The sequence below is a fragment of the Mesorhizobium sp. USDA 4775 genome (assembly GCF_054062655.1).
The window spans coordinates 3,701,709-3,722,053 of the sequence record NZ_JBSSFM010000001.1 but is presented as its reverse complement, the minus strand read 5'-3'; the positions used below and the strand labels follow the sequence as shown (position 1 = coordinate 3,722,053).

The window sequence follows — 20,345 nt, the reverse complement described above, 5'->3', positions numbered from 1 at the left end:
CGATGTCGAGCGAAAACCACCTTCGAGCGGATATGCGGCCAATTGTTCAAGCGCTGATCGAAAATGGCAGAGACGTCACAATGGGTCAGCTCAACCAACTGCTTCCCAAGCGCGAATTCAGTTCAGCCGAGATCGAAGACATAATGGCTGCTCTCTCCGAGCATGGAATACACATCACCGAGTGAACTATCCATCGGACCACCAGAGGATCAGCTCTTCGCTGCAGTCTCCAGCGGCGTCTGCGAATGGAACATCATCTTCCAGCCGTTGACGCGATGGACATAGCCGGTGCTGACCAGCGCGGCGTAGGGTTCGCCGTTTTCGCGTGTCGCATGCGCCTCGTAGGTCAGCATGACGATGTCGCTGCCAGGCTCGATTATTCCCTTGAGTTCGATATCGAGGTCGCGCCAGCGGTTGGGCTTGGTCGCGGTCTTGGCCAAGTCGGCATTGACCATCGCCTTCGCCATTCGCGGAAAGGCCACCAGGCATTCCGTATCGGCATTGGCCGCGTAGTAGGCCGCATCGCCGGTCCAGAACCCTTTTTCGAGTTCCAGCAGTTCTTTCTTGCTGGCGGTGATTCGCTTGCTGTCCGACATCGAAATATCCTCCGGGCGCGTCGATGCGCGGTCGTCTGTGGTCCAACGCATGGTGGCCACGACGGTTCCCAGGGATTAGTTGGTGCCTGACGTATCCGGTTCGGCGGGATCGGACTGTTCCGCATCCGGGCTGGCCGCAGGCTTGGCGGCGGCTGGTTCGGTCGCGGCCGGCTTCGAAGCGTCAGCCTTGGTGGTATCGGCCTTGGTGGCATCTGGCGCCGGCACATCGGACTTCTGTTTGCATTCCTTCAGCCAGACGTCATAGACGGCATGCTCGACAGCGTTGAGGCCCGGGCTTTCGGCGAACATCCAGCCGGTGAAGATGCGGCGGATCTTGCGGTCGAGCGTGATCTCGTCGACCTCGACGAAGGAATCGGTCTTCGGCTCCTCGTTCTGCGGCCGGGAATAGCAGACGCGCGGCGTCACCTGCAAAGCGCCGAACTGCACGGTCTCATCGATGTAGACGTCGAAGGTGATGATGCGGCCGGTGATCTTGTCGATGCCGGCGAACTCGGCGACCGGATTGGTGATGCGATCCGATCCCGCGGGCGCGGCCGGTGCGGGAGCGGCGGGTGTCGCCGGTGCGGGCGAAGCCGCAAAGGCCGCGGTGCTGACGACGAGGCCGGCGGCTAGCGTCAGACCGCCCGTCGATATCCGATTGAAAAAGCTCATATAGGGGTACCGGTGGTTCGCGCCCGGGTGATTCCGTCGATCGCCAAGGCTAGTCGCCGTTTTCTGATCAGCAAGCAGCTAAACACCAATTGTGGCGATAAAGGACCGGCCTGCACTTCGTGCTGAGACAAAGTCGGGGCGTCGTACAAGCCGGGGGCGTTACGACCCGGGCGTCCAAGCGTCGTAGTCACCGGTAACCTGCGGGCGATGCTGATTGGTCAGCACCGAGCCCTTCGGGCGGTAGGCCGCCGGCGTGCCGGTCAGATTGGGCTGATGCGGCTTCTGCCAGTCGCGCGGCTTGTAGTCCTCGCTGGCCGGAGCGAGATCGACGCGGTGGTGGATCCAGCCATGCCAGCCGGGCGGTATGGCCGAAGCTTCCGAATAGTTCCGGTAGATGACCCAGCGGCGCGTGCGACCTTCCGAATCGATGCCACCTTCGTAATAGACATTGCCGACCTCGTCCTGGCCGACCCTCTTGCCGTACCGCCAGGTGTGCAGACGTGTTCCCAGCGTCTGGCTGTTCCACCAGGTGAAAAACTGCGTCAGGAAAGTCTTCATCTCAGAGCCCTTTGCGCTGGCGGCGCCTGTTTCCTGCTTATGGCGTCAGGCCTTCGGGAAGGCAAGGGTTTTGCCACGGGGAGCGCGCAAATGGCGCGCCGGGGTACCGACACAGGCCTTTGATCCCGAGAGGCGACAGGATGTGCGCTTGCCAAGCCTTTCGGCTCTTTCTAAAGCTCAGCGCGCCCATGCGGATATCCAATCCAGCCATGGGCCGAGGGAGGTGACGATTGGCCACGAAACTGCCGACCACCGACATTCGCATCGGCACCGAGCTGATTCGCCGCCGCAAGGGCGGCATCCCGTTGGTCTGCCTGACCGCCTACACCTATCCAGTCGCCCGCCTGCTCGACCCGCATGTCGACCTGCTTCTGGTCGGCGACAGCGTCGCCATGGTCCTGCATGGTCACGAGACGACGCTCGGCGCCTCGCTGGAGATGATGGTCGCGCATGGGCAAGCGGTGATGCGCGGCTCGGCCAGGGCCTGCGTGGTCGTCGACATGCCGGCCGGCAGCTACGAGGATTCGGCGGCACAGGCCGTGGCCTGCGCGCAGCGCATCGTTGACGAGACCGGCTGCCAAGCGGTGAAGCTTGAAGGTGGCGTCGACATGGCCGGGCAGATTGCGGCAATCGTCGCCGCCGGCATTCCGGTCATGGGTCATATCGGCCTGCTGCCGCAATCGGTGGAGAAGGATGGCGGCTACAAGATCAAGGGCCGCACGGACGAGACTGTCGTGGCGCTTATGGCGGACGCGCGTGCCGTCGAAAAGGCCGGCGCGTTCTCCGTGGTCATCGAAGGCACCATCGAGGCGGTCGCCGCCGACATCACACGCCGCATCGCCATTCCAACCATCGGCATCGGCGCCAGCGGCGACTGCGATGGCCAGATCCTGGTCATCGACGACATGGTCGGGCTGACCGTCGATCGCGTGCCGAAATTCGTCAAGGAATATGCCGACCTGCGCGGCGTGATCGCGAACGCCGCCGAGCGCTACGCAGCGGAGGTGCGAGACCGGACTTTCCCCGGCCCTGGCCACGTCTTTTCGGGTTCAAAAGCCTCTTCGGGCTTAAACGGCGGGGACGAATCATGAGCCGTCCCGAGGTCGTCGACAGCGTCGCTGCACTTCGCGCGCAGGTCAGTGACTGGCGGCGCGACGGCCTGCGCGTCGCCATGGTGCCAACCATGGGCGCGCTGCATGAGGGTCATCTCTCCCTGATCAGGATCGCCAGGGAAAAAGCCGAGCGCTGCGTGGTGTCGATCTTCGTCAACCCGGCGCAGTTCGCGCCGAGCGAAGATCTCGACAAGTACCCGCGCCAGCTCGCCCGCGACCTCGACCTGCTGGCGACGGTCAAGGCCGATCTCGCTTTCACGCCGACGGTCGGCGCGATGTATCCCTCCGGCTTCGCCACCAGGATCTCGGTCGGCGGCCCGTCCGCCGGGCTCGAATCGGACTTCCGCCCCACCTTCTTCGAGGGCGTCGCCACCGTGGTGGCCAAGCTTTTTCTGCAGGCGACGCCTGACTGTGCGGTCTTTGGCGAGAAGGATTACCAGCAGCTTTGCGTCGTCAGACAGCTCTGCCGCGACCTCGACCTTCCCGTCGAGATCATCGGCGCCCCGACCATACGCGACGCGCATGGCCTGGCCATGTCATCACGCAACGCCTATCTCGACGAGGCTGAACTCGCTGTCGCTCGCCAGCTCAACGCGATCCTGCGCAGGGCGGCAGCCGCACTGGCGGCCGGCACGCACCAGGACGACGCAACTGGAGAAGCCGGCCGAGCCCTTATCGCTGCCGGCTTCCAGAAGATCGACTATGTCGAGGCCCGCGAAAGCCTGACGCTTGCGCCCTGGCGCCGCGACCACGCCGGGCGTGTGCTTGCCGCGGCCTGGCTTGGCAAGACGCGGCTCATCGACAATGTGGAAGTTCCCACCGTCTAGGTGACAATGCGGCGGTTTGCCGCCGCGCTAACTCTTTGTTTTGACGCAATTCCGGACGGAAAACCGCTCACACTTTTCCTGGAATTGCGCTAGCTCTCGCTCTTTCGTCCGCCGGTCCTGACGAGCAGTTGTCCCGCCACGATGCCAGCCACTCCGGCAAAGGCCTTCACAAGGGCATCGATGAGACGTGCGTGACGGCTGGGATCGATGATCTGAAGCAATTCCAGTATGCCTGCGGTCGCAACCACGAAGATCACGGCTTGATACAGGCGATTGGGGAAGCCGAGTGCCACGGCGAGGCCAAGCAACACATAAGCCAAGGCGCGCTCAACATTCGCATCGGCTATGTGCGGTCGCACCTGGATCGGCGACAAGGTTGCAAAAACGATGATGGCGAGCAGCGCCAGGGCTACAATGCGCGACAGTTTGGTCATGTCCCTGAATATCCGTCGTGAGCCGGCGCAGCAAATGCGACAATGACGCATGCCCGAATGGACCGATAGGGACTTCGCCGCCGATGCGGAGTCCCGTCGGTTATGCCGCGCCGGCTGGTACGACTGCGGCGGTTCGCCAGCGCTGATCCATATCCTCCTCGAGCCTATTCCTCCGTCGGCATATGCAGATACATCGACTGAATGCCGACCCGACCCGGACCGGTGAAGCGGTTGACGATGAAATTCATATTGGCGCCGAAGAAGCCGCTCGAAAGGCGGTCGATCTTGGTTTCCATCCTGACGGAGGCATCCTTGAACAGCCAGCCGCCCGGCTCGATGTCGATGGTCTCGCCGGCGGCAAGCGTCTTTTCGAAGACATTGCCGTAGCCATGCAGCCAGACGATGCCATCGCCGCCATCGCCGCGAAAGCGGTCGATGAAGAAGCCGCTCTGGCCGAACAGCATCGTCGCCAGGCCGCGCACACGCTCGAATGTGTAGTCGACATTGCCGGTGGCGGCGAGAAACTGGTGTTCGCGCACCTGGATCTCCTCGCCACGCCTGAGATGGATTGGCACGATGTGGCCGGGTCCATCACGGCTGAAGGCGATGATGCCCGCTCCCGACGCCTCGGTGACGAAGATCTGCATGCCGGCCATCATGCGCTTCAGGGCGCCTTTCAGCGATTTCAGGCCGATGGTGATGGTCGAGTTCTTCCACAACAGGATGTGATGCTCGAAATAGACCGGCATTTGCGTCACATCGACCGAAAGCACGGGCACCAGTTCGCCCGCTATGTGGTAGGTGACGCCACCAAAAGTTTCGTCCGACACCTGCGTCGGCATCAGTTCCGGCAAGCTTGGCATGGTTTCCCCCAGCGCTACCCGGCGTGCCGGTCCATTCCGGCTTCCGCGCGTTCAGCACCGACAGCTTTGGTGAGGAGCCCTCAGGCCGTCAAACGAAAACGGGCCCACCCAGCGCCGCTCGCGCGAAGGTGATCAAGAGAGGTCGACTTCGAAGGAATCAGCCGGCAAGAGGCCTGATGTAGACCAGTGTCGGCTCGCCGGAGGCACCCGCGTGCTCGCCGGCATCGCCGGATCGCACGAAGCCGTTGGCTTCGTAGAAGGCGATGGCGCGGGCGTTCTGCGCCTCCACTTCCAGGCGGATGGCGCGGGCTTCCGGAAAACTCTCGATGATCTCGTCCAGCAACATGCCGCCGATGCCCCTGTCCTGCAGGGCTGGAAGCACGTAGAGCTGTTTCAGGACAACTTCTTCTCCGCCACCAATGCCCTCGGCAAAGGCCACGCCGCCAATACGCTTGCCGTCATCGGCGACGAGGAACTCGCTGTTCGGCTTGCTCAGCCGCGCCTTCAACGAGGCGATCGAGTGCCACGCATCGGTGATTTCGGTGACCTTGGCAGCGCCATAGAGCGCGTCATAGGTCGCGTGCCAGGTTTCAACCAACAGTGCGCGGATGGCAGCGAGATCGCGTTCGCCTGCGGTGCGGACGAACATGGCCTTACTCGATGCCGAGCTTGGCCTTGACGAGGTCGTTGACCGCCTGCGGGTTGGCCTTGCCGCCCGTCGCCTTCATCACCTGGCCGACGAACCAGCCGGCCATGGTCGGCTTGGCGCGCGCCTGTTCCACCTTGTCGGGATTGGCCGCGATCACCTCGTCGACCGCCTTCTCGATGGCGCCGGTGTCCGTGACCTGTTTCATACCACGGCTTTCGACCAGCTGGCGCGGGTCGCCGCCTTCATTCCAAACGATCTCGAACAGGTCCTTGGCGATCTTGCCCGAAATGGTGCCGTCCTTGATCAGGTCGATGATCGCGCCGAGCTGATCGGGCGAAACCGGCGCATTTTCAATGTCCTTGCCCACCTTGTTCAACTGGCCGAGCAGATCGTTGATGACCCAGTTTGCAGCGAGCTTGCCGTCACGGCCGGCGGCCACCTTCTCGAAATAATCGGCGACCGACTTTTCCGACACCAGGATCGAAGCGTCGTAGGTCGAGAGGCCAAGCGCGGAGATGAACCGCGCCTTCTTGTCGTCGGGCAGTTCCGGCAGCCCTTTGGCCAAAGCATCGACATAGGCCTGATCGAATTCCAGCGGCAGCAGATCGGGATCGGGGAAATAGCGGTAATCGTGCGCTTCTTCCTTCGAGCGCATCGAGCGCGTCTCGCCCTTGACGGCATCGTACAGCCGCGTTTCCTGATCGATCTTGCCGCCGTCCTCGAGAATGGCGATCTGGCGGCGCGCCTCGAAGTCGATGGCCTGGCCGATGAAGCGGATCGAGTTCATGTTCTTGATCTCGCAGCGGGTGCCGAACTCGCCACCGGGCCGGCGTACCGAGACGTTGACGTCGGCGCGCAGCGAGCCTTCATCCATATTGCCGTCGCAGGTGCCGAGATAGCGCATGATGGTGCGCAGCTTGGTGACATAGGCCTTGGCCTCATCGCCGGAACGCAGGTCAGGCTTGGAGACGATCTCCATCAGAGCCACGCCGGAGCGGTTGAGGTCGACATAGGACATGGTCGGATGCTGATCGTGCATCGACTTGCCGGCATCCTGTTCCAGATGCAGCCGCTCGATGCCGACCTCGATGTCCTCGAAATCGCCCTGGCGGTCGGGGCCGACTGACACGATCACCGTGCCCTCGCCGACGATCGGCTGCTTGAACTGCGAGATCTGGTAGCCCTGCGGCAGGTCGGGATAAAAGTAGTTCTTCCGGTCGAAAACCGACTTGTGGTTGATCTGCGCCTTCAGCCCGAGACCGGTACGGATCGCCTGTTTGACGCACTCCTCGTTGATGACAGGCAGCATGCCGGGCATTGCCGCATCGACCAGGCTGACATTGGCGTTGGGGGCCGCACCGAAAGCGGTCGAAGCGCCGGAAAACAATTTTGCTTCCGAGATGACCTGCGCGTGCACTTCGAGACCGATGATGATTTCCCAGTCACCGGTGGCGCCGGGGATCAGGCGTTTTGCGTCGGGCGTGCGGGTATCGATCAGAGACATGGGGGCCTGCAAATTGGAAACTGCGGAATATGCAAAAATGCATATTTTGATGTGCATTCTCGCTAGTGCAAACCGCCAAAAGAGACAAGCGCAAAGCCGCAGGCTGGCCTTTTCAGCCGCTTTCGCCTATAGGACGCCCATCCCAATGGAGAGTGGATGTCCACTTACGCTCAGTCCCGGTAAGGCCCTGACCTCGTAGCGAGGCAGGGCAAGAAGACCTGAAACCCGTGCCGCGAAGCTTTGCGGCGGCGGCTGTTTTCGTTTTCCCGGGAATTTCTCCTCATGGATATTTCGCGCACTGAACAGCGCATCCTGCACCTGCTTGCGCAGGGCGGACGCATTGAAATCGAAAAGAACCAGAAGAAACGGATCGCCTCCGTCAAATGCCTGACCCGCGACGGCTGGCACTATCCGGGCGTCGATCTCGACCTGTTTCGAAAGCTGAAACGCAAGAAGGCGGTTTCGTCGTCGGGTGGTGGCCCTTACCGCATCACCAGGCGCGGCCTCGAACTCGTCCGCTCCGAACTCGACAATCGATAGGCTACGGTTCCGCCGGCTGGGTTTCCGGCCGGCGGTTCCTTTCACCGCTCAGGCGGTGGCGATGTAGGCCCTGATCTCGTCCGCCTCGCGCTCGACATCCTCGATGCGGCGCTTGACTACGTCACCGATGGAGACGATGCCATCGAGCAGGCCGTCCTTTTCCACCGGCAGATGGCGGAAACGGCCCCTGGTCATGATCTCCATCACCTCGTTGACGGTGTGGTTCTCGTTGCAGATCTTCACCTTCGGCGTCATTGCCGAACGCACGGCGATATCGAGCGCGGCGGCACCTTCCTTGGCGACAACCCGCACGATGTCGCGCTCCGACAGGATGCCGACAATCTTGTGATCGCCATTGGTGATGACCAGCGCGCCGATCTTGTGTTCGGCCAGGATGCGGATGGCTTCGCTGAGCTTTTCGTTCGGCCCGAGCGTCAACACGTCGTGGCCCTTCTTTTCCAGAATTGCCTTAACCGTCATGGCGTCCTCCTCTGCTTCGCCTGCCGGTTCCCTGCCCAGACCGGCTTTCACGTAAGAGTGAACATCGTGCGCCGTGATCGGTTGCATTTCAAGTGCGGTGGTCGGTGCTCTCCCATTCCGGCTGCTGCCATCGCCGATCGAACCAGCGCAAGCCGAAAAAGCCGGCGACGAAGCCGCCAATATGCGCCTCCCAGGCGATCTGCCCATCTGCTCCAGGCGCAAATCCGAGCAGGCCGGTGGCGAGGTTGATGATCATCCACACGGCAAGGAAAATCACGACACCGCGCGAACGCAAGACAGTCGCGATCGGCAGCACAGGGCCGGCGAAGGCCGCCGTGCCGGCAGAGCGGTCGGTGCGGAAACCGAAACGCGCCGCAGCACCCATCATGCCCGATATGGCGCCGGAGGCGCCGACCAGCGGTGCCTCGCCATAGGGGTGCATGGCCCAGAACAGCGCGACGGAAGCCAGCCCGGTGACGGCGAAGAACAGAGCGAACCGGAGCCCGCCGAGGCGATTGGCCAACGGCGAACCAAAGGCGGCGAGCCAGACCATGTTGATGGCGATATGGGCAAAGCCCCCATGCATGAAGGCATAGGTGAAGGGACGCGTGAACAGGAACCAGTCGAAGCCGTATTGCCCGGTATAGAGGACGGGAATGAAGGCCCCATCGTAGAGCAGCGTCATCTGCTGCGCGTCGTTCAGCACATATTGCTGCAGCAGGAAGACGGCCGCGCAAATGCCGATCACCGCCAGCACGATCGGCGGCAGATTGAACACCGGTTCGCGCGCAGGCGGCGGCAGGCTTTCGGCCGGCTCGGCCTCGGTTGGATTTTGCTGTTCGCTCATCTGCAATCGCACTCGGTGCTGTTCGATCTGGCGAGCATCTAGATCACGGCCATTGGAACCGCAAACGGCGAATCGCCCCAGTGCGAATCAAAAAAGAAGCCGTCCAAGGTTTCCCCTGAACGGCCGGTCGAGCCCCCTGCTCCCCTAAAACTCTTGACTGAAGTGCTGCCGATCGTCGCGAAACGACCGCTTCTGGAGTGGTTTTGATGTGCCACAGGGCCTGCTTGGGAGCAACGTAAACCAGTTGTTAACCTTAACGCCCCCGACCCGTGAACAAGTGTTAACGACGCTGGCACGCTTCCTGCTCCGCAACGCATGTAGGTCATCGGAGGGCGCCCTTCTGTTCACCGATGGGACATCAGACGACAGAATGCGCGGAGCAGCATACCATGAACCAAAACGGATCGATCACGCTGTTCCATTATTGGAACCGCCTGCGTGACGGACGCCCCGCTCCGAAGCGTTCGGAAGTCGAGCCGGCCGATATCAAGTCGCTTTTGGCCGACACGTTCATCCTGGAAAGAGACACGCGCGGCCAACCCATCTTCCGCCTAGCCGGCACCAGGCTCTGCGCCTGTTATGGCCGCGAACTCAAGGGGTTCTCCTTCCCGTCGCTGTGGCGCGAGAAGGATCAGCGTCTGGTCTCACGGCTGATTCACGGGGTTTTCGACCAGAAATCGGTGGTGCTGATCAATTTCGAGGGCTTCAGTCGCAATGGCCGCTCCAACAAGTTCGAATTGCTTGCCTTGCCGCTCGACGGCGGCATCGAGAACCCGCGCTGCCTTGGCGTGATCAGTGCCGCGGAGAAGCCGTTCTGGCTGGGCGCCGACCCAGTCACGGACGCAATGATCGATTCGATTCGTGTCATCGATCCGGAGAAAGAGATGCTCAACAACCGGCCGGCGATCGACGTTCCCTCGCTTGTTCCAGCCGAACTCGAGGCGCCCGATACGATCTCGGCGCTTGGCCGGGCGCGCCGCATCCGCCATCTCGTCGTCTTCGACGGCGGGCGCGACGAATAGTTGATGATCGCACGGTCTCGCAGGCTCGTTTTTCCCCTTTGTTAACCCGCTTTGTTGTACTTCTGTGATGAAGTCCCTCGCATTGACGCGCGGGAATGCCAAACGGGGTGTAGGCAGTCATGAGGTCAGCGGCGGTCGACTACGCGCCGTCCCAAGCTGAAAGGCGTAACTTTCAGCGCGTCCGGGTCAAGATATACGGGCGATTCATGCTGGAAGACCGCACCGAGCATCCTTGCCAGGTTGTCGACATGTCGCCCGGCAATGTCGCGTTCCGCACCGATCGCATCGGCATGCCCGGTGAAAAGGTGATCGCCTATATCGACCATATCGGCCGCATCGAAGGCGTCGTTACGCGCACGCTGCAGGACGGCTTCGCCATGACGGTGATCGCGTCCGACCGCAAGAAGGACAAGCTGGCGGCGCAACTGACCTGGCTTGCCAACAAGCACGAACTCGACCTGCCGGAAGACCGCCGCCACGAGCGCGTCGCGCCGCGCAACCCGACCAGCGTGCTGCAGCTCACCGATGGCCGCCAATACCAGTGCCGGATCATCGACCTGTCGCTGTCGGGCGCCGCGATCGAGATCGACGTGAAGCCGGCGATAGGCGTCCAGGTCATGCTCGGCACCATGCGCGGCCAGATCGTTCGTCATTTCGAGGATGGCGTCGCCATCGAATTCGCCGTCATCCAGCGCCCTGAGACGCTCGATTCCGAATTCAACACGCCACGCGCCTGACCGGGTCCAACGGACGCTGCAAGCAAACCGGCCCTGCGTGGCCGGGCGCTCCGATGCCAGCCCGGGCAATCCAAACAATTCAATACTCAAATGATTCAAATTTTATGTTTATTCTATTGGCGTTTTACTTAAAGTCTGCTTCGCGCTTTTGCGTCAAATAAATCCAGTCGTGGCAATGTCTCCTTCGAACGGGGAGACTGGAAAATGAAAAAAACGAGGGGCAAGCTGTTGCTTATGGCAATGGCGATGCAGCTTTCCGCTTGGGGATCAGCATATGCCGCGGGACCGGCCTATATGCACACTGGCGGCCGTACCACACAGCCTGTCGGCCACTATGAATTCTGCCAGCGCATCCCTGGCGAATGCAACGAGAAGACGCCCAAGGGCGCGCCTGTCGACCTGACCCGCAAGCTCTGGGCGACGATCGTCAACATCAACAATACGGTCAACACCCGCATCAAGCCGCGCACCGACATGGAAAACTACGGTGTCGAGGAGTACTGGGCGTATCCCGACAATGGCTATGGCGATTGCGAGGATTATGCGCTGGAGAAGCGCCGCGAACTGATGGACGCGGGCGTGCCGGCGGGCGATCTCTTGATGACGGTTGCGCGCCAGCCGAATGGCGGCGGCCACGCCGTGCTGACCGTGCGCACCAGCCTCGGCGAGTTCATCCTCGACAATCTGGAAACCAAGGTGCTGTCCTGGACGGACACCGACTACACCTATCTCAAGCGTCAATCGACGGAGAATTCGGGCGTTTGGGTGACGATCAATGACGGCCGCTCCGACGCGGTCGCCAGCGTCCGCTAGGACGCGACGAGAAACCCGGTCGAGTCCCCACCCTCCCCGTCCCCAACGACCGGGTCTAAGGAGCCGGCCCCGTCCCCGGGCCGGCTCCGCCATTTCTGGCGATGCTCGAAACCCAATCAGGGTTGGGCAGGCGCATCCGACTATCCACCGCCTCCTTTGCACGGACAGCGGATCGAGGCATCATAGGCTGTTGGTTTCGTCCTCTGGATCACGGCGATGCTGGAAATCCCGGAAGATCGATGCGAGCGTCATCGTCTGTTCAAGGCGATCGACGATGCCTTCAAGGCCGGTGACTTCGATGGCCTTGGCAAAGCGCTGGGCGGTTCGCCCCGCTGGTTTGACGAACGTATGCCGTTCGAATTCGGCCTCGGACATCCTTTGGAATACGCGATCTATTGGAGCCCGGTCGGCTTCATCTCGACGTTGCTGGATGCAGGCTCGGATCCGAATTACGGGGATCACGGTGGGTTTCCGGCAATCATTGCCGCGCTGTCCACCGACCGGGCCGACCGACTAGAAATCATCCAGATGTTGATCGAGGCCGGCGCCGATCCCAATATGCGGGGCGTGAACGACTGGACGCCTCTTCACTATTCGGTGGCTATCCGCAGCGCCGAAGCGATCCGTCCGCTTTTGGCTGCTGGCGCCGACCCTACTCTCGCAACCCGCATCGATGACTATACGACAGCCATCGAGGAAGCCGACAATGCCGGCTTTGAAGCCGGCGCTTCATTGCTGCGTGATGCCATGGCAAGGCGCGGCTCTAATAGATAATGGCTCGGCCCACGATAGAACCGTCGGCGACCGGGATCGGCCGAAACTGGCCTCAAACCTTCTTCAGCCCTGCCTTGAAGCGCTTGCCATTGGCGACGTAGTGTGCGGCCGAGCCGCGCAGCCTGGCGACGGCTGCGTCGTCCAGCACCCTGATCGCCTTGGCCGGCGAGCCGACGATCAACGAATTGTCCGGAAATTCCTTGCCTTCGGTGACCAGCGCGCCGGCGCCGACGAGCGAATTCTTGCCGATCCTGGCGCCGTTCAGCACGATGGCGCCCATGCCGATCAGGCTGTTGTCGCCGATCGTGCAGCCATGCAGCATGGCCCGGTGGCCAATCGTGCAGCCCTCGCCGATGGTCAGCGGAAAGCTGGGATCGGTGTGCATGACCGTGTGTTCCTGCACATTGGTGTCGGCGCCGATAGTGATCGGCTCATTGTCTCCGCGAATGACGACGCCGAACCAGAAACCGGCATTGCGGCCGACGCGCACGTCGCCAATCAGCGTCGCATCGGGCGCGATCCAGTTTGTGTCAGCATCCGCGAAGCTGGGCTGCGTTCCGTCGATCGCATAAAGCGGCATTGTCGGCCTCCGAATCGTCTCAGACGCCGGACCCTAAGAGGCCGATCGTCCATGAGGCAATAGCAAGCACGACGATGCCCAGCGCCAGGGACCAGGCAATCGCCGTGCAGCCGCATGACAGGAGCGCCATCGTCGAAATGCGCTTCTCGCGGCGGGCATCGAGGGCGTCGTTGACCAGCATGAACGGCCCGGCGCCAGCTGTGGCCGCCAGCGAGCGCAGCACATGGGCGGGCGACACATAGGGCTCAGTGAAGGCGACCTTTCGGCCCGACACCAGCTCCATCGTCGAGCCCGTCAGCCCGCACACCGTCAGCCCGACGACAAAAGCAAACAGGAAGAGTTCCATCTGAGCCATCTTAACCTTCCATTTACCATGAAATCGCACAGTCGTTTCAGGAAGGCTGCAAGAGCCGTGCCGCGCGATGTGTGCCGCCGAGGGACACTGGGAATGGCGGCTGGGATGAGGACCGAGATGAAGCAGGCAGCGACCGCCGACGGCCCTGAACTCACCGTGGTCGATTCCATGCTGATGAAGCGGGTGTTCTATGCCTTCGCCGCACTTGCCTTGCTGTCGGTGGCGATCAGCCTTGGCGGCAAATGGTTCGGCCATAGCATCGCCATGGCCGGATATACCGACGACCCGACGGTGCGCCGGGTGGTGATCGGCAACAATGTGATTTCCGTGCCGGCCAATTTCATCCGTTTCGACCAGGCCCGGCGCGACGGCATCGCTTCGCGTCTCGACCTTTATCTGCGCTATCCCCAGATGGACGGTTACAGCGAGGCGGCCCGCGACGATTTCAACCACTCGGAAGCCAATGGGAAGATCATCTTCCTGTCCTTCGAACAGCAGATGATGTCGCGCGACATGAGCGGCCGGTTCGCGCCGATCTACAGCGCGCTGATCGTCCAGCCCGGCGTTCCAGGACCGGGCGGCACGACGGTCTACGGTTTCAACGAGAAATCAGGCTATCTGAATGAGGTGCTGGTGGTCGGCAAGCGCGGGGGAAAGGACCCTTTCGTGGCCCGCTGCCTGAGCGGGCCGAGTGCCGGTCAATCACTGGCGCCGTGCGAACGGGACGTGCATGTCGGCGACGATCTCAGCCTCACCTACCGCTTTCCCAAGGAATTCCTTGGCGACTGGCAGGCACTCGACGCGGCGATGACGGCTGAGGCCGGGCGAATGCTGAAGAGCGGACATTGAGGGACAATGGCAGGCCGCGCCAGACGCGGCCTGCCATTTGATGCGGGCTCAACCCAGATCGATGTCGAGGATCGCCATCGAGAAATTGTAGTCGCCGTCGTCCTCGTCCTTGAAGACGATGCCGAGGAACTCGTCACCGACATAGACTTCGGCGGAATCTTCCTTGCGCGGCCGTGCCTTGACCTCAAGCTTGGGGTTCTGGAAGACGCGCTTGAAATAGGCGTCCAGCTTTCTGATTTCGTCCGGCTTCAACAGTCTTCTCCGATCATCGGGCTTGCTGGTTTGAAGGGCGCTTCTGGCACGTCGACAATGGCGATGTAAAGGCAAGCCGGCCGTATTGCACCGGAAGCGGCAGCGCCGCCGGACAAAATCGCAATCGCGCCGGACGGCGCGCCGGCGCGGAAATCAGATGTCGAAGCTGATCACCTGGTCCATCGATTGCGACGGCAGGAGCTGGTCCATCTGGCGCGAAGGCTGGTCGCAGCCGGTCTCGCCGACGACGCGGGCCGGCACGCCGGCAACCGTCTTGTTGTGCGGAACGGGCGACAGCACCACCGATCCGGCGGCGACCTTGGAGCAATGGCCGATCTCGATATTGCCGAGAATCTTGGCGCCGGCGCCGATCAGCACGCCACGGCGGATCTTGGGATGGCGGTCGCCGCCGGCCTTGCCGGTGCCGCCCAGCGTCACGCCGTGCAGGATCGACACATCGTCCTCGATGACCGCGGTCTCGCCGACGACGAGGCCGGTGGCGTGATCGATGAAGATACCCTTGCCGATGCGGGCGGCCGGATTGATGTCGGTCTGGAAGACCGAGGACGAGCGGCTCTGCAGATAGAGCGCGAAATCCTTGCGACCCTGGCTCCACAGCCAATGTGCCAGCCTATGGGTCTGAATGGCGTGAAAGCCCTTGAAATAGAGCACAGGCATGATGAAACGGTCGCAAGCGGGGTCGCGGTCGTAATAGGCCTGGATGTCGACACGCACGGTGGTCGGCCATTCCTTGTCGTCAGCCAGCATCGTCTTGAAGGTCTGGCGGATGAGATCGGAGCCGATATCCTGATGGGCAAGCCGCTCGGCGATCCGGTGGATGACGGCCTCTTCCAGGCTCTCCTGGTTGAGGATCGTCGAATAGAGGAAGGCAGCGAGCAGGGGGTCGCGGTTGACGGCGTCCATCGCTTCGTCGCGGATCGAACGCCAGATCGGATCGACCGGCTGCAACGCGCTATGGCGGGAAATGCTGATGCTGTTCATCGACGTCTCGTCCTGCGTCCTGCTGGCTTGCCTGTTGTCCGGCCGCACATATAGGCCAGATCATAGCACGATTGAACTCAATTTTCCTTAGTGCTGTGTCAAATGGATTTGGTTCGCAGGAATTCAAGCGGCCATGGAAAACGAACCCTTGATCGCCGTGCTGCTGGAGGCGGCCTGCCGCACCCACTGCCGGAACGATCTGATGGCGGGCTCAAGGCCGGCGCGGCGCCAATGACGCCGCGCTGCGATGGATCTCATTTCAAGTCGGCAGCGAGGTGCCGGCCTGTTCGGCCACCATGTATTCGGCATACCAGTCGGGCCAGTTCACATCATACTGTCCGCCGGTCCGTTTCTCGTGTTCGCCATGTGCCGCCGCCGCACGGCGCAGCGCCGCGGCAAGCTCGCCCGACGACGTGAATGTCGTGTCGCTGGCATCCACGCGTCCAGGCAGTCGCTGGGTGATTTCCTGCAGTATGAAGCTGTTGCCGTCCGGATCGGCAAACGTGACATAGGATGAATAGCTGCGCCCCTCCGGATGCCGGCCACTGATCGCCGGCTGCCCAGGCCCCGTGCGGTGGAACACCTCGCTCGCCTCGATGCCGCGTGCCACGAGTTCGGCATGCGCCGCCTCGATATCGGACACCACGAGATAAAGTCCCTTCGCCGAGCCCGGCGCGGCCGATGTCAGCCCTTTGCCGAAATGGATCGAGCACGGCGACCCGGGAGGCGTAAACTGCACGACGCGAAACGCATCGCCGACGACGAAGTCCGCATCGAGCCGCCAACCCAGGCCGCTGTAGAAGCGCTTGGACCGATCGGCATCCGCAACGGCGATGATGACGGCCTCCAGCTTCATGTCGATCGTCCCCGGTCTGGGGTTCTCGCTGCCTGGCGTATTGGTCATGTCGGCCTCCTGGGTCGGGTATTCCGGGAATGGCAGCATTCCCCAGAGCTCCGGCCTATGCAAGGTTCGGAGTGACTGGCTCGAAGAGGCTGAGATCGATTAACTGGACGGATGACGAACATGGAAGGCCAGCCCTTGATCGACGAACCGCTGAAACAGGAACTCGCGGCGCTCTACCGCGCCGAAAGCCGTCACTATCACGACCTTGCCCATATCGAGGCGATGCTGGCGCTGGCTGGCGATTATCGAGCGCTGCTCAGTGATCCCCAGGCCGTCGAAGCGGCGATCTGGTTCCACGACGCCATCTATGACAGCAAGGCCAAGGACAATGAGGCCAGAAGTGCCGCGCTTGCCGCGCATAAGCTCACGGGCCGCACCGACGCGGAGCGCCTGGACCGCATCGGCGCGATGATCCTGGCCACGGCTGCGCACCAATTGCCCCAGTTCGACGATGCGAAGGCCACGCGCGACGCCAGTCTTTTCCTCGACATGGATCTGTCGATCCTGGGTGCCGTGCCTGACGTGTTCGACGCCTATGAACGCGCGGTGCGCCGCGAATATGGCTGGGTGGAGGAGCCGATGTGGCGTGCGGGGCGGGGCTCCGTGCTGAAGGATTTCCTTGCCCGCCCGCGCATTTTCCTCACCGAGGAATTTCGCCTGCGCTTCGAGCCGCAGGCCAGGCTGAACATGGCGCGGTCGCTGGCGGCCCTCGCTACAGGCTAGCGGGGATCAGGTAAAGGCGCCTATGGTCGACGCCATTGCCGCGAGGATTGCCAGCCGCCGCCACCGACAGCCCGTTGAGAACGATCCCCAGCACTCCAAGGACGCGATTGTCGCTCGAGCGACGCGCCGGGCATGGCGGCCGTGCTTCTTCCCCATTGTACCGCTGTTGCTCCCCGGCGGACCGCTCAAAGCGGATATTCGGCATAAAACTCCAGAACGCGTTGCTTGAAGGTCTTGTCCCCGACCGCCAGCATATGATCCCTGCCCCCGATGTGGAAAGCTCTGGCGTTCGGCATCAGGGCGGCGAGTTCGTCCGGCGAGCCGCCAATGTCGTCCGTGGTGCCGACCGCGACCAGCGTCGGCTGGGCGATGCGGGCAATATCATCCTCGCTCAGCAGCTCCCGCGATGTGGCGATGCAGGCGGCAAGCGCCCGGCGATCGCTGCGGGTCTGGTCGGCGAAGGCGCGGAAAGAGCGGCCGCGCGGATGGCTGGTCGCCGCCGGATCGTCGGCAAGCAGGGCCGCGGCAATCGGATCCCAATCGCCGACGCCGTCGATCATGCCGATGCCGAGGCCGCCAAAGACCAGCGTCGCCACTTTGTGCGGATCGGACAGAGCCAGAAACGCCGCGATGCGAGCACCCATCGAATAGCCCATGACATGGGCCCGTTCGATGCCGAGATGGTCGAGCAAGGCGGCGGCATCCGAGGCCATTTTCGCTGGCGTATAGTCGGCCTCGTCATAGCTCTTCGATGACGAGCCATGGCCGCGATTGTCGAAGGCGATGGCGCGATACCCGGCATCGTTGAGCGTCTTGAACCAGCCGGGCGACACCCAGTTGACGTAGTGGCTCGAGGCGAAGCCGTGGATCATGAGCACGGGATCGCCCTGCCCCGATGCCGGCTGGCGGTCGAGGAAGGCAAGATCGAACCCGTCATGAGAGAAGAACTGCATCGGCTGCCCCACCTCGCGTTCAGCCGCCGCCGTTGGGTGCATCGCCATTGTCCGGCGGTGGCATGCCGGGTCCGGATACGGTGCCGACTGCCGGGTGGCGCAACAGGTCGCCATACCCGATGCCGTATTTGGCGGCGGTGCCGGCCTTGAGCTCGAGCACGAAGCGCACAGGCACGCCAGGTGAAATGATGGCCTGGGATTGCGGTTCGCCATGCTTGACGGCGCGGATCTTGCCATCCTGGCCGACAAAGATCAGGTCAAGCGGCATCGGCGTGTTTTGCATCCAGAAACTGACCTGCTGCTGTATCTCGAAGACGAACAGCATGCCGTGATCGTCCGCCATGTCCTGGCGAAACATCAGGCCGGCCTCGCGCTCCAAATCGGTGTCGGCGATTTCGATGGAAAAAGAGCGATTCCCATCTTTCGTCACCACGACCAGCGGCGTCGGGTCGACCGGAAGGATCATCGCCCGGCCGTCTGCCGAGGTCGGCCGTTCCGAATAGAAGAAAGCACCTGCGGCCACGATCACGGCCGCAATGGCGCAAAACACGCCCGCCGTCAGCCAGTTCCTGCGAGTCATCCAAGATCCTCGGCCGAAATCGTCCTAGTGCGAAACCGGCAAGGTGCCCATATCGGGGTGAATTTCGGCGGCCATAAGGCCTTTGTCACCGCGGCCGAAACGGACGAGCACGACCTGGCCCGGCCGAAGCTCGGTGATGCCATAGCGGCGCAAGGTCTCCATGTGGACGAAAATGTCCTCGGTGCCTTCGCCGCGCGTCAGGAAGCCAAAGCCCTTGGTGCGGTTGAACCATTTGACCAAAGCGCGTTCGAGCCCGCTCTCCGGCGTCACCGCCACATGGGTGCGCTGTTCCTGCATTTCCGCGGGATGGACGGCGGTGGTGACATCCATGGAAAGCACACGAAAGGCCTGCAGACCGCGATCGCCCTGCTTGACAAGGCAAACCACGCGCGCGCCTTCCAAGGCAGTCTGGAAACCGTCCCGCCGAAGACATGTCACATGGAGGAGGATATCGCCCGAGACACCGTCATCGGGTAGGATGAACCCGTAACCCTTGGCCACATCGAACCACTTGATGGCGCCGGCAATTTCGGTCAGGTCGGCGGCGTCGCCGCCTTCGTCGCGCTTCAAGGCGTCGCCAAGGGTTCCGGCCCGCCCCGTCAAAGAGGCCTTTTCCCCCATAAGAATGCCCCCTTTTTTCAAGAACACCGCAACTGATTCTTGACACCAGATTAACACCGCGGCTTCCGGTGTGTGCAAGACCTTCCCTGCCTTTTTTCACGGTTCATTGCGGGAATACCGGATTTGTTCTTTGCCGGCATCGCCAAGCGCAGGAGATTGCCCTTTCACCGGGGCGACCCTATGTTGCGCCGCACCCCAACAGATCGAGGAAAACTCATGCGCTATCTGCACACCATGGTCCGCGTCGCCGATGTCGATGCCTCGCTCGATTTCTACTGCAACAAGCTCGGGCTGAAGGAGGTCCGCCGCTACGAAAACGAGCAGGGCCGCTTCACGCTGATCTTCCTCGCCGCCTCCGAAGACGAGCAGAGCGGCATCAACGACAAGGCGCCGCTGATCGAACTCACCTACAACTGGGATCCGGAAGACTACAAGGGCGGGCGCAATTTCGGCCACCTCGCCTACGAGGTCGATGACATCTACGCCACCTGCCAGCATCTGATGGACAACGGCGTCACCATCAACCGGCCGCCGCGCGATGGCAACATGGCCTTCATCAGGTCGCCGGACGGCATCTCCATCGAGCTTCTGCAGAAGGGCCCCGCGAAAGCCAAGGCTGAACCTTGGGCTTCGATGGCCAACACCGGAAGCTGGTAGCAATCACGCCATCTTGAAGCGAGGCGGCCGGGGTAAAAGCCGGCCGCCTTTGCCGTTTCGCACCACGCCACCTATCTGACCGGTCATCACGCCTGGCCGGCAGGCCAGCGCCCAGACCAGGAGAAGTCATTCATGCCATCCAGCCATGCCGACGTCGCCACTGAGCACGCCAGCCGCTCCCTGCAGCAGCTGTGCAAGCACTGGGCACACAAATTCCCCGTCGAGTTCAACCCGACCCACGGCACCATCGACCTGACGTCGCTCGGCCGCACCGTCATGGATGCGGACGCGGCAGCGCTGCACATTGTGGTATCAACCAACGAAGCGGGATCGCTCGAGCGCCTGGAGAGTGTCGTGGCCGACCACATCAAGCGCTTTGCCTTCGCGAAGAACTGAACTTCGACTGGAAGCCAGCGACGGCAGCGTAGGTGTTTGTTCGAG

Annotated in this window: 28 protein-coding genes and 1 pseudogene; 12 read left to right on the top strand and 17 right to left on the bottom strand. The window is 62.3% G+C overall.

Translation table 11 applies throughout. From position 1 onward, the window contains the following. The first annotated feature begins 2 nt into the window (after nucleotides 1–2). Entirely contained in the window at nucleotides 3–185 is a 183-nt protein-coding gene (locus ACVILI_RS18205) for an RNA polymerase sigma factor region1.1 domain-containing protein (RefSeq protein WP_019857899.1), read from the top strand. A 24-nt stretch (nucleotides 186–209) separates the two neighbouring features. On the opposite strand, the gene ACVILI_RS18200 is transcribed toward ACVILI_RS18205, so the two are convergent. The 3 genes from ACVILI_RS18200 to ACVILI_RS18190 all read right to left on the bottom strand — a co-directional run bounded on the left by ACVILI_RS18200 (nucleotide 210) and on the right by ACVILI_RS18190 (nucleotide 1,826). Beyond that, a complete protein-coding gene (locus ACVILI_RS18200; protein ID WP_038652594.1) occupies nucleotides 210–596 on the bottom strand; it encodes a hypothetical protein in 387 nt (128 codons plus the stop codon). A 75-nt stretch (nucleotides 597–671) separates the two neighbouring features. Further along, on the bottom strand, nucleotides 672–1,268 hold the full coding sequence (locus tag ACVILI_RS18195; RefSeq protein WP_019857896.1) for a DUF2155 domain-containing protein: 597 nt from the start codon (nucleotides 1,266–1,268) through the stop codon (nucleotides 672–674). Between the two features lie 159 nt (nucleotides 1,269–1,427). Continuing rightward, nucleotides 1,428–1,826 (bottom strand): NADH:ubiquinone oxidoreductase subunit NDUFA12, encoded by a 399-nt coding sequence (locus ACVILI_RS18190; RefSeq protein ID WP_010909204.1) that lies wholly within the window; start codon nucleotides 1,824–1,826, stop codon nucleotides 1,428–1,430. A gap of 230 nt (nucleotides 1,827–2,056) precedes the next feature. Here ACVILI_RS18190 and panB point away from each other — a divergent pair, with 230 nt between their 5' ends. After that, nucleotides 2,057–2,917, top strand: a complete 861-nt coding sequence (gene panB, locus ACVILI_RS18185) for a 3-methyl-2-oxobutanoate hydroxymethyltransferase (RefSeq protein ID WP_019857895.1) — start codon at nucleotides 2,057–2,059, stop codon at nucleotides 2,915–2,917. Further along, nucleotides 2,914–3,765, top strand: a complete 852-nt coding sequence (panC, locus tag ACVILI_RS18180; RefSeq protein ID WP_019857894.1) for a pantoate--beta-alanine ligase — start codon at nucleotides 2,914–2,916, stop codon at nucleotides 3,763–3,765. Before panB ends, panC begins: the two co-directional genes overlap by 4 nt. An 89-nt stretch (nucleotides 3,766–3,854) precedes the next feature. Here panC and ACVILI_RS18175 read toward each other — a convergent pair whose 3' ends face one another. From ACVILI_RS18175 to gatB, 4 genes are all read right to left on the bottom strand, one after another. Further along, nucleotides 3,855–4,199, bottom strand: a complete 345-nt coding sequence (locus ACVILI_RS18175) for a hypothetical protein (protein ID WP_019857893.1) — start codon at nucleotides 4,197–4,199, stop codon at nucleotides 3,855–3,857. A 164-nt stretch (nucleotides 4,200–4,363) separates the two neighbouring features. Then, nucleotides 4,364–5,062: an AIM24 family protein gene (locus ACVILI_RS18170; protein WP_019857892.1), complete on the bottom strand. Its 699-nt coding sequence runs from the start codon at nucleotides 5,060–5,062 to the stop codon at nucleotides 4,364–4,366. A gap of 157 nt (nucleotides 5,063–5,219) precedes the next feature. Then, complete coding sequence (locus ACVILI_RS18165; RefSeq protein WP_019857891.1) at nucleotides 5,220–5,711, bottom strand: GNAT family N-acetyltransferase; 492 nt, start codon at nucleotides 5,709–5,711, stop codon at nucleotides 5,220–5,222. A gap of 4 nt (nucleotides 5,712–5,715) precedes the next feature. Further along, nucleotides 5,716–7,215 carry an Asp-tRNA(Asn)/Glu-tRNA(Gln) amidotransferase subunit GatB gene (gene gatB, locus ACVILI_RS18160; protein ID WP_240564672.1) on the bottom strand — a complete coding sequence of 500 codons (1,500 nt, stop codon included), beginning with the start codon at nucleotides 7,213–7,215 and terminating at the stop codon, nucleotides 5,716–5,718. Between the two features lie 282 nt (nucleotides 7,216–7,497). Here gatB and ACVILI_RS18155 point away from each other — a divergent pair, with 282 nt between their 5' ends. Beyond that, entirely contained in the window at nucleotides 7,498–7,755 is a 258-nt protein-coding gene (locus ACVILI_RS18155) for a YjhX family toxin (RefSeq protein ID WP_013895772.1), read from the top strand. Nucleotides 7,756–7,803: 48 nt separating this feature from the next. Here ACVILI_RS18155 and ACVILI_RS18150 read toward each other — a convergent pair whose 3' ends face one another. Next, nucleotides 7,804–8,235 carry a CBS domain-containing protein gene (locus ACVILI_RS18150; RefSeq protein ID WP_010909196.1) on the bottom strand — a complete coding sequence of 144 codons (432 nt, stop codon included), beginning with the start codon at nucleotides 8,233–8,235 and terminating at the stop codon, nucleotides 7,804–7,806. An 88-nt stretch (nucleotides 8,236–8,323) separates the two neighbouring features. Continuing rightward, nucleotides 8,324–9,082 carry a rhomboid family intramembrane serine protease gene (locus tag ACVILI_RS18145; RefSeq protein WP_019857888.1) on the bottom strand — a complete coding sequence of 253 codons (759 nt, stop codon included), beginning with the start codon at nucleotides 9,080–9,082 and terminating at the stop codon, nucleotides 8,324–8,326. Between the two features lie 389 nt (nucleotides 9,083–9,471). Here ACVILI_RS18145 and ACVILI_RS18140 point away from each other — a divergent pair, with 389 nt between their 5' ends. The 4 genes from ACVILI_RS18140 (at nucleotide 9,472) to ACVILI_RS18125 (ending at nucleotide 12,428) form a co-directional block, all read left to right on the top strand. Then, nucleotides 9,472–10,104: a PAS domain-containing protein gene (locus tag ACVILI_RS18140; protein WP_038646556.1), complete on the top strand. Its 633-nt coding sequence runs from the start codon at nucleotides 9,472–9,474 to the stop codon at nucleotides 10,102–10,104. A 119-nt stretch (nucleotides 10,105–10,223) separates the two neighbouring features. Then, nucleotides 10,224–10,841, top strand: coding sequence for a PilZ domain-containing protein (locus tag ACVILI_RS18135; RefSeq protein WP_010909193.1), 618 nt, complete (start codon nucleotides 10,224–10,226; stop codon nucleotides 10,839–10,841). Nucleotides 10,842–11,045: 204 nt separating this feature from the next. Then, nucleotides 11,046–11,654 carry a transglutaminase-like cysteine peptidase gene (locus ACVILI_RS18130; protein WP_038646553.1) on the top strand — a complete coding sequence of 203 codons (609 nt, stop codon included), beginning with the start codon at nucleotides 11,046–11,048 and terminating at the stop codon, nucleotides 11,652–11,654. A gap of 216 nt (nucleotides 11,655–11,870) precedes the next feature. After that, on the top strand, nucleotides 11,871–12,428 hold the full coding sequence (locus tag ACVILI_RS18125) for an ankyrin repeat domain-containing protein (RefSeq protein WP_019857885.1): 558 nt from the start codon (nucleotides 11,871–11,873) through the stop codon (nucleotides 12,426–12,428). A gap of 52 nt (nucleotides 12,429–12,480) precedes the next feature. On the opposite strand, the gene ACVILI_RS18120 is transcribed toward ACVILI_RS18125, so the two are convergent. Continuing rightward, nucleotides 12,481–13,008 carry a gamma carbonic anhydrase family protein gene (locus ACVILI_RS18120; protein WP_019857884.1) on the bottom strand — a complete coding sequence of 176 codons (528 nt, stop codon included), beginning with the start codon at nucleotides 13,006–13,008 and terminating at the stop codon, nucleotides 12,481–12,483. A 19-nt stretch (nucleotides 13,009–13,027) separates the two neighbouring features. Further along, the gene (locus ACVILI_RS18115) at nucleotides 13,028–13,363 is read right to left on the bottom strand and encodes a DUF6949 family protein (protein WP_038646551.1); all 336 of its coding nucleotides are present in this window, start codon (nucleotides 13,361–13,363) and stop codon (nucleotides 13,028–13,030) included. Nucleotides 13,364–13,480: 117 nt separating this feature from the next. Between ACVILI_RS18115 and ACVILI_RS18110 the strand changes: the two genes are divergently transcribed. Then, entirely contained in the window at nucleotides 13,481–14,212 is a 732-nt protein-coding gene (locus tag ACVILI_RS18110) for a hypothetical protein (RefSeq protein WP_038652591.1), read from the top strand. 48 nt (nucleotides 14,213–14,260) lie between these two features. Here the strand turns inward: ACVILI_RS18110 and ACVILI_RS18105 are convergent, their stop codons facing one another. The 3 genes from ACVILI_RS18105 to ACVILI_RS18095 all read right to left on the bottom strand — a co-directional run bounded on the left by ACVILI_RS18105 (nucleotide 14,261) and on the right by ACVILI_RS18095 (nucleotide 16,370). Beyond that, the gene (locus ACVILI_RS18105) at nucleotides 14,261–14,464 is read right to left on the bottom strand and encodes a DUF3126 family protein (protein ID WP_019857879.1); all 204 of its coding nucleotides are present in this window, start codon (nucleotides 14,462–14,464) and stop codon (nucleotides 14,261–14,263) included. A gap of 153 nt (nucleotides 14,465–14,617) precedes the next feature. Then, a complete protein-coding gene (cysE, locus tag ACVILI_RS18100) occupies nucleotides 14,618–15,466 on the bottom strand; it encodes a serine O-acetyltransferase (RefSeq protein ID WP_038652588.1) in 849 nt (282 codons plus the stop codon). A gap of 259 nt (nucleotides 15,467–15,725) precedes the next feature. Next, nucleotides 15,726–16,370 (bottom strand): VOC family protein, encoded by a 645-nt coding sequence (locus tag ACVILI_RS18095; protein ID WP_038652585.1) that lies wholly within the window; start codon nucleotides 16,368–16,370, stop codon nucleotides 15,726–15,728. A 120-nt stretch (nucleotides 16,371–16,490) separates the two neighbouring features. Between ACVILI_RS18095 and ACVILI_RS18090 the strand changes: the two genes are divergently transcribed. After that, complete coding sequence (locus ACVILI_RS18090; RefSeq protein ID WP_084791763.1) at nucleotides 16,491–17,093, top strand: HD domain-containing protein; 603 nt, start codon at nucleotides 16,491–16,493, stop codon at nucleotides 17,091–17,093. Between the two features lie 185 nt (nucleotides 17,094–17,278). Here ACVILI_RS18090 and ACVILI_RS18085 read toward each other — a convergent pair whose 3' ends face one another. Genes ACVILI_RS18085 through ACVILI_RS18075 form a run of 3 tightly spaced genes read right to left on the bottom strand, consistent with a single transcriptional unit; the run spans nucleotide 17,279 to nucleotide 19,247 of the window. Continuing rightward, entirely contained in the window at nucleotides 17,279–18,046 is a 768-nt protein-coding gene (locus ACVILI_RS18085; protein ID WP_038652582.1) for an alpha/beta fold hydrolase, read from the bottom strand. Between the two features lie 19 nt (nucleotides 18,047–18,065). Beyond that, entirely contained in the window at nucleotides 18,066–18,626 is a 561-nt protein-coding gene (locus ACVILI_RS18080; RefSeq protein WP_038646547.1) for a DUF192 domain-containing protein, read from the bottom strand. 24 nt (nucleotides 18,627–18,650) lie between these two features. Further along, complete coding sequence (locus ACVILI_RS18075) at nucleotides 18,651–19,247, bottom strand: cold-shock protein (RefSeq protein WP_032920553.1); 597 nt, start codon at nucleotides 19,245–19,247, stop codon at nucleotides 18,651–18,653. A gap of 216 nt (nucleotides 19,248–19,463) precedes the next feature. Between ACVILI_RS18075 and gloA the strand changes: the two genes are divergently transcribed. Both gloA and ACVILI_RS18065 read left to right on the top strand, forming a co-directional pair. Then, nucleotides 19,464–19,904: a lactoylglutathione lyase gene (gene gloA / locus ACVILI_RS18070; RefSeq protein WP_010909179.1), complete on the top strand. Its 441-nt coding sequence runs from the start codon at nucleotides 19,464–19,466 to the stop codon at nucleotides 19,902–19,904. Nucleotides 19,905–20,036: 132 nt separating this feature from the next. Next, nucleotides 20,037–20,332, top strand: a pseudogene (locus tag ACVILI_RS18065) (DUF2218 domain-containing protein). Nucleotides 20,333–20,345 lie beyond the last annotated feature (13 nt).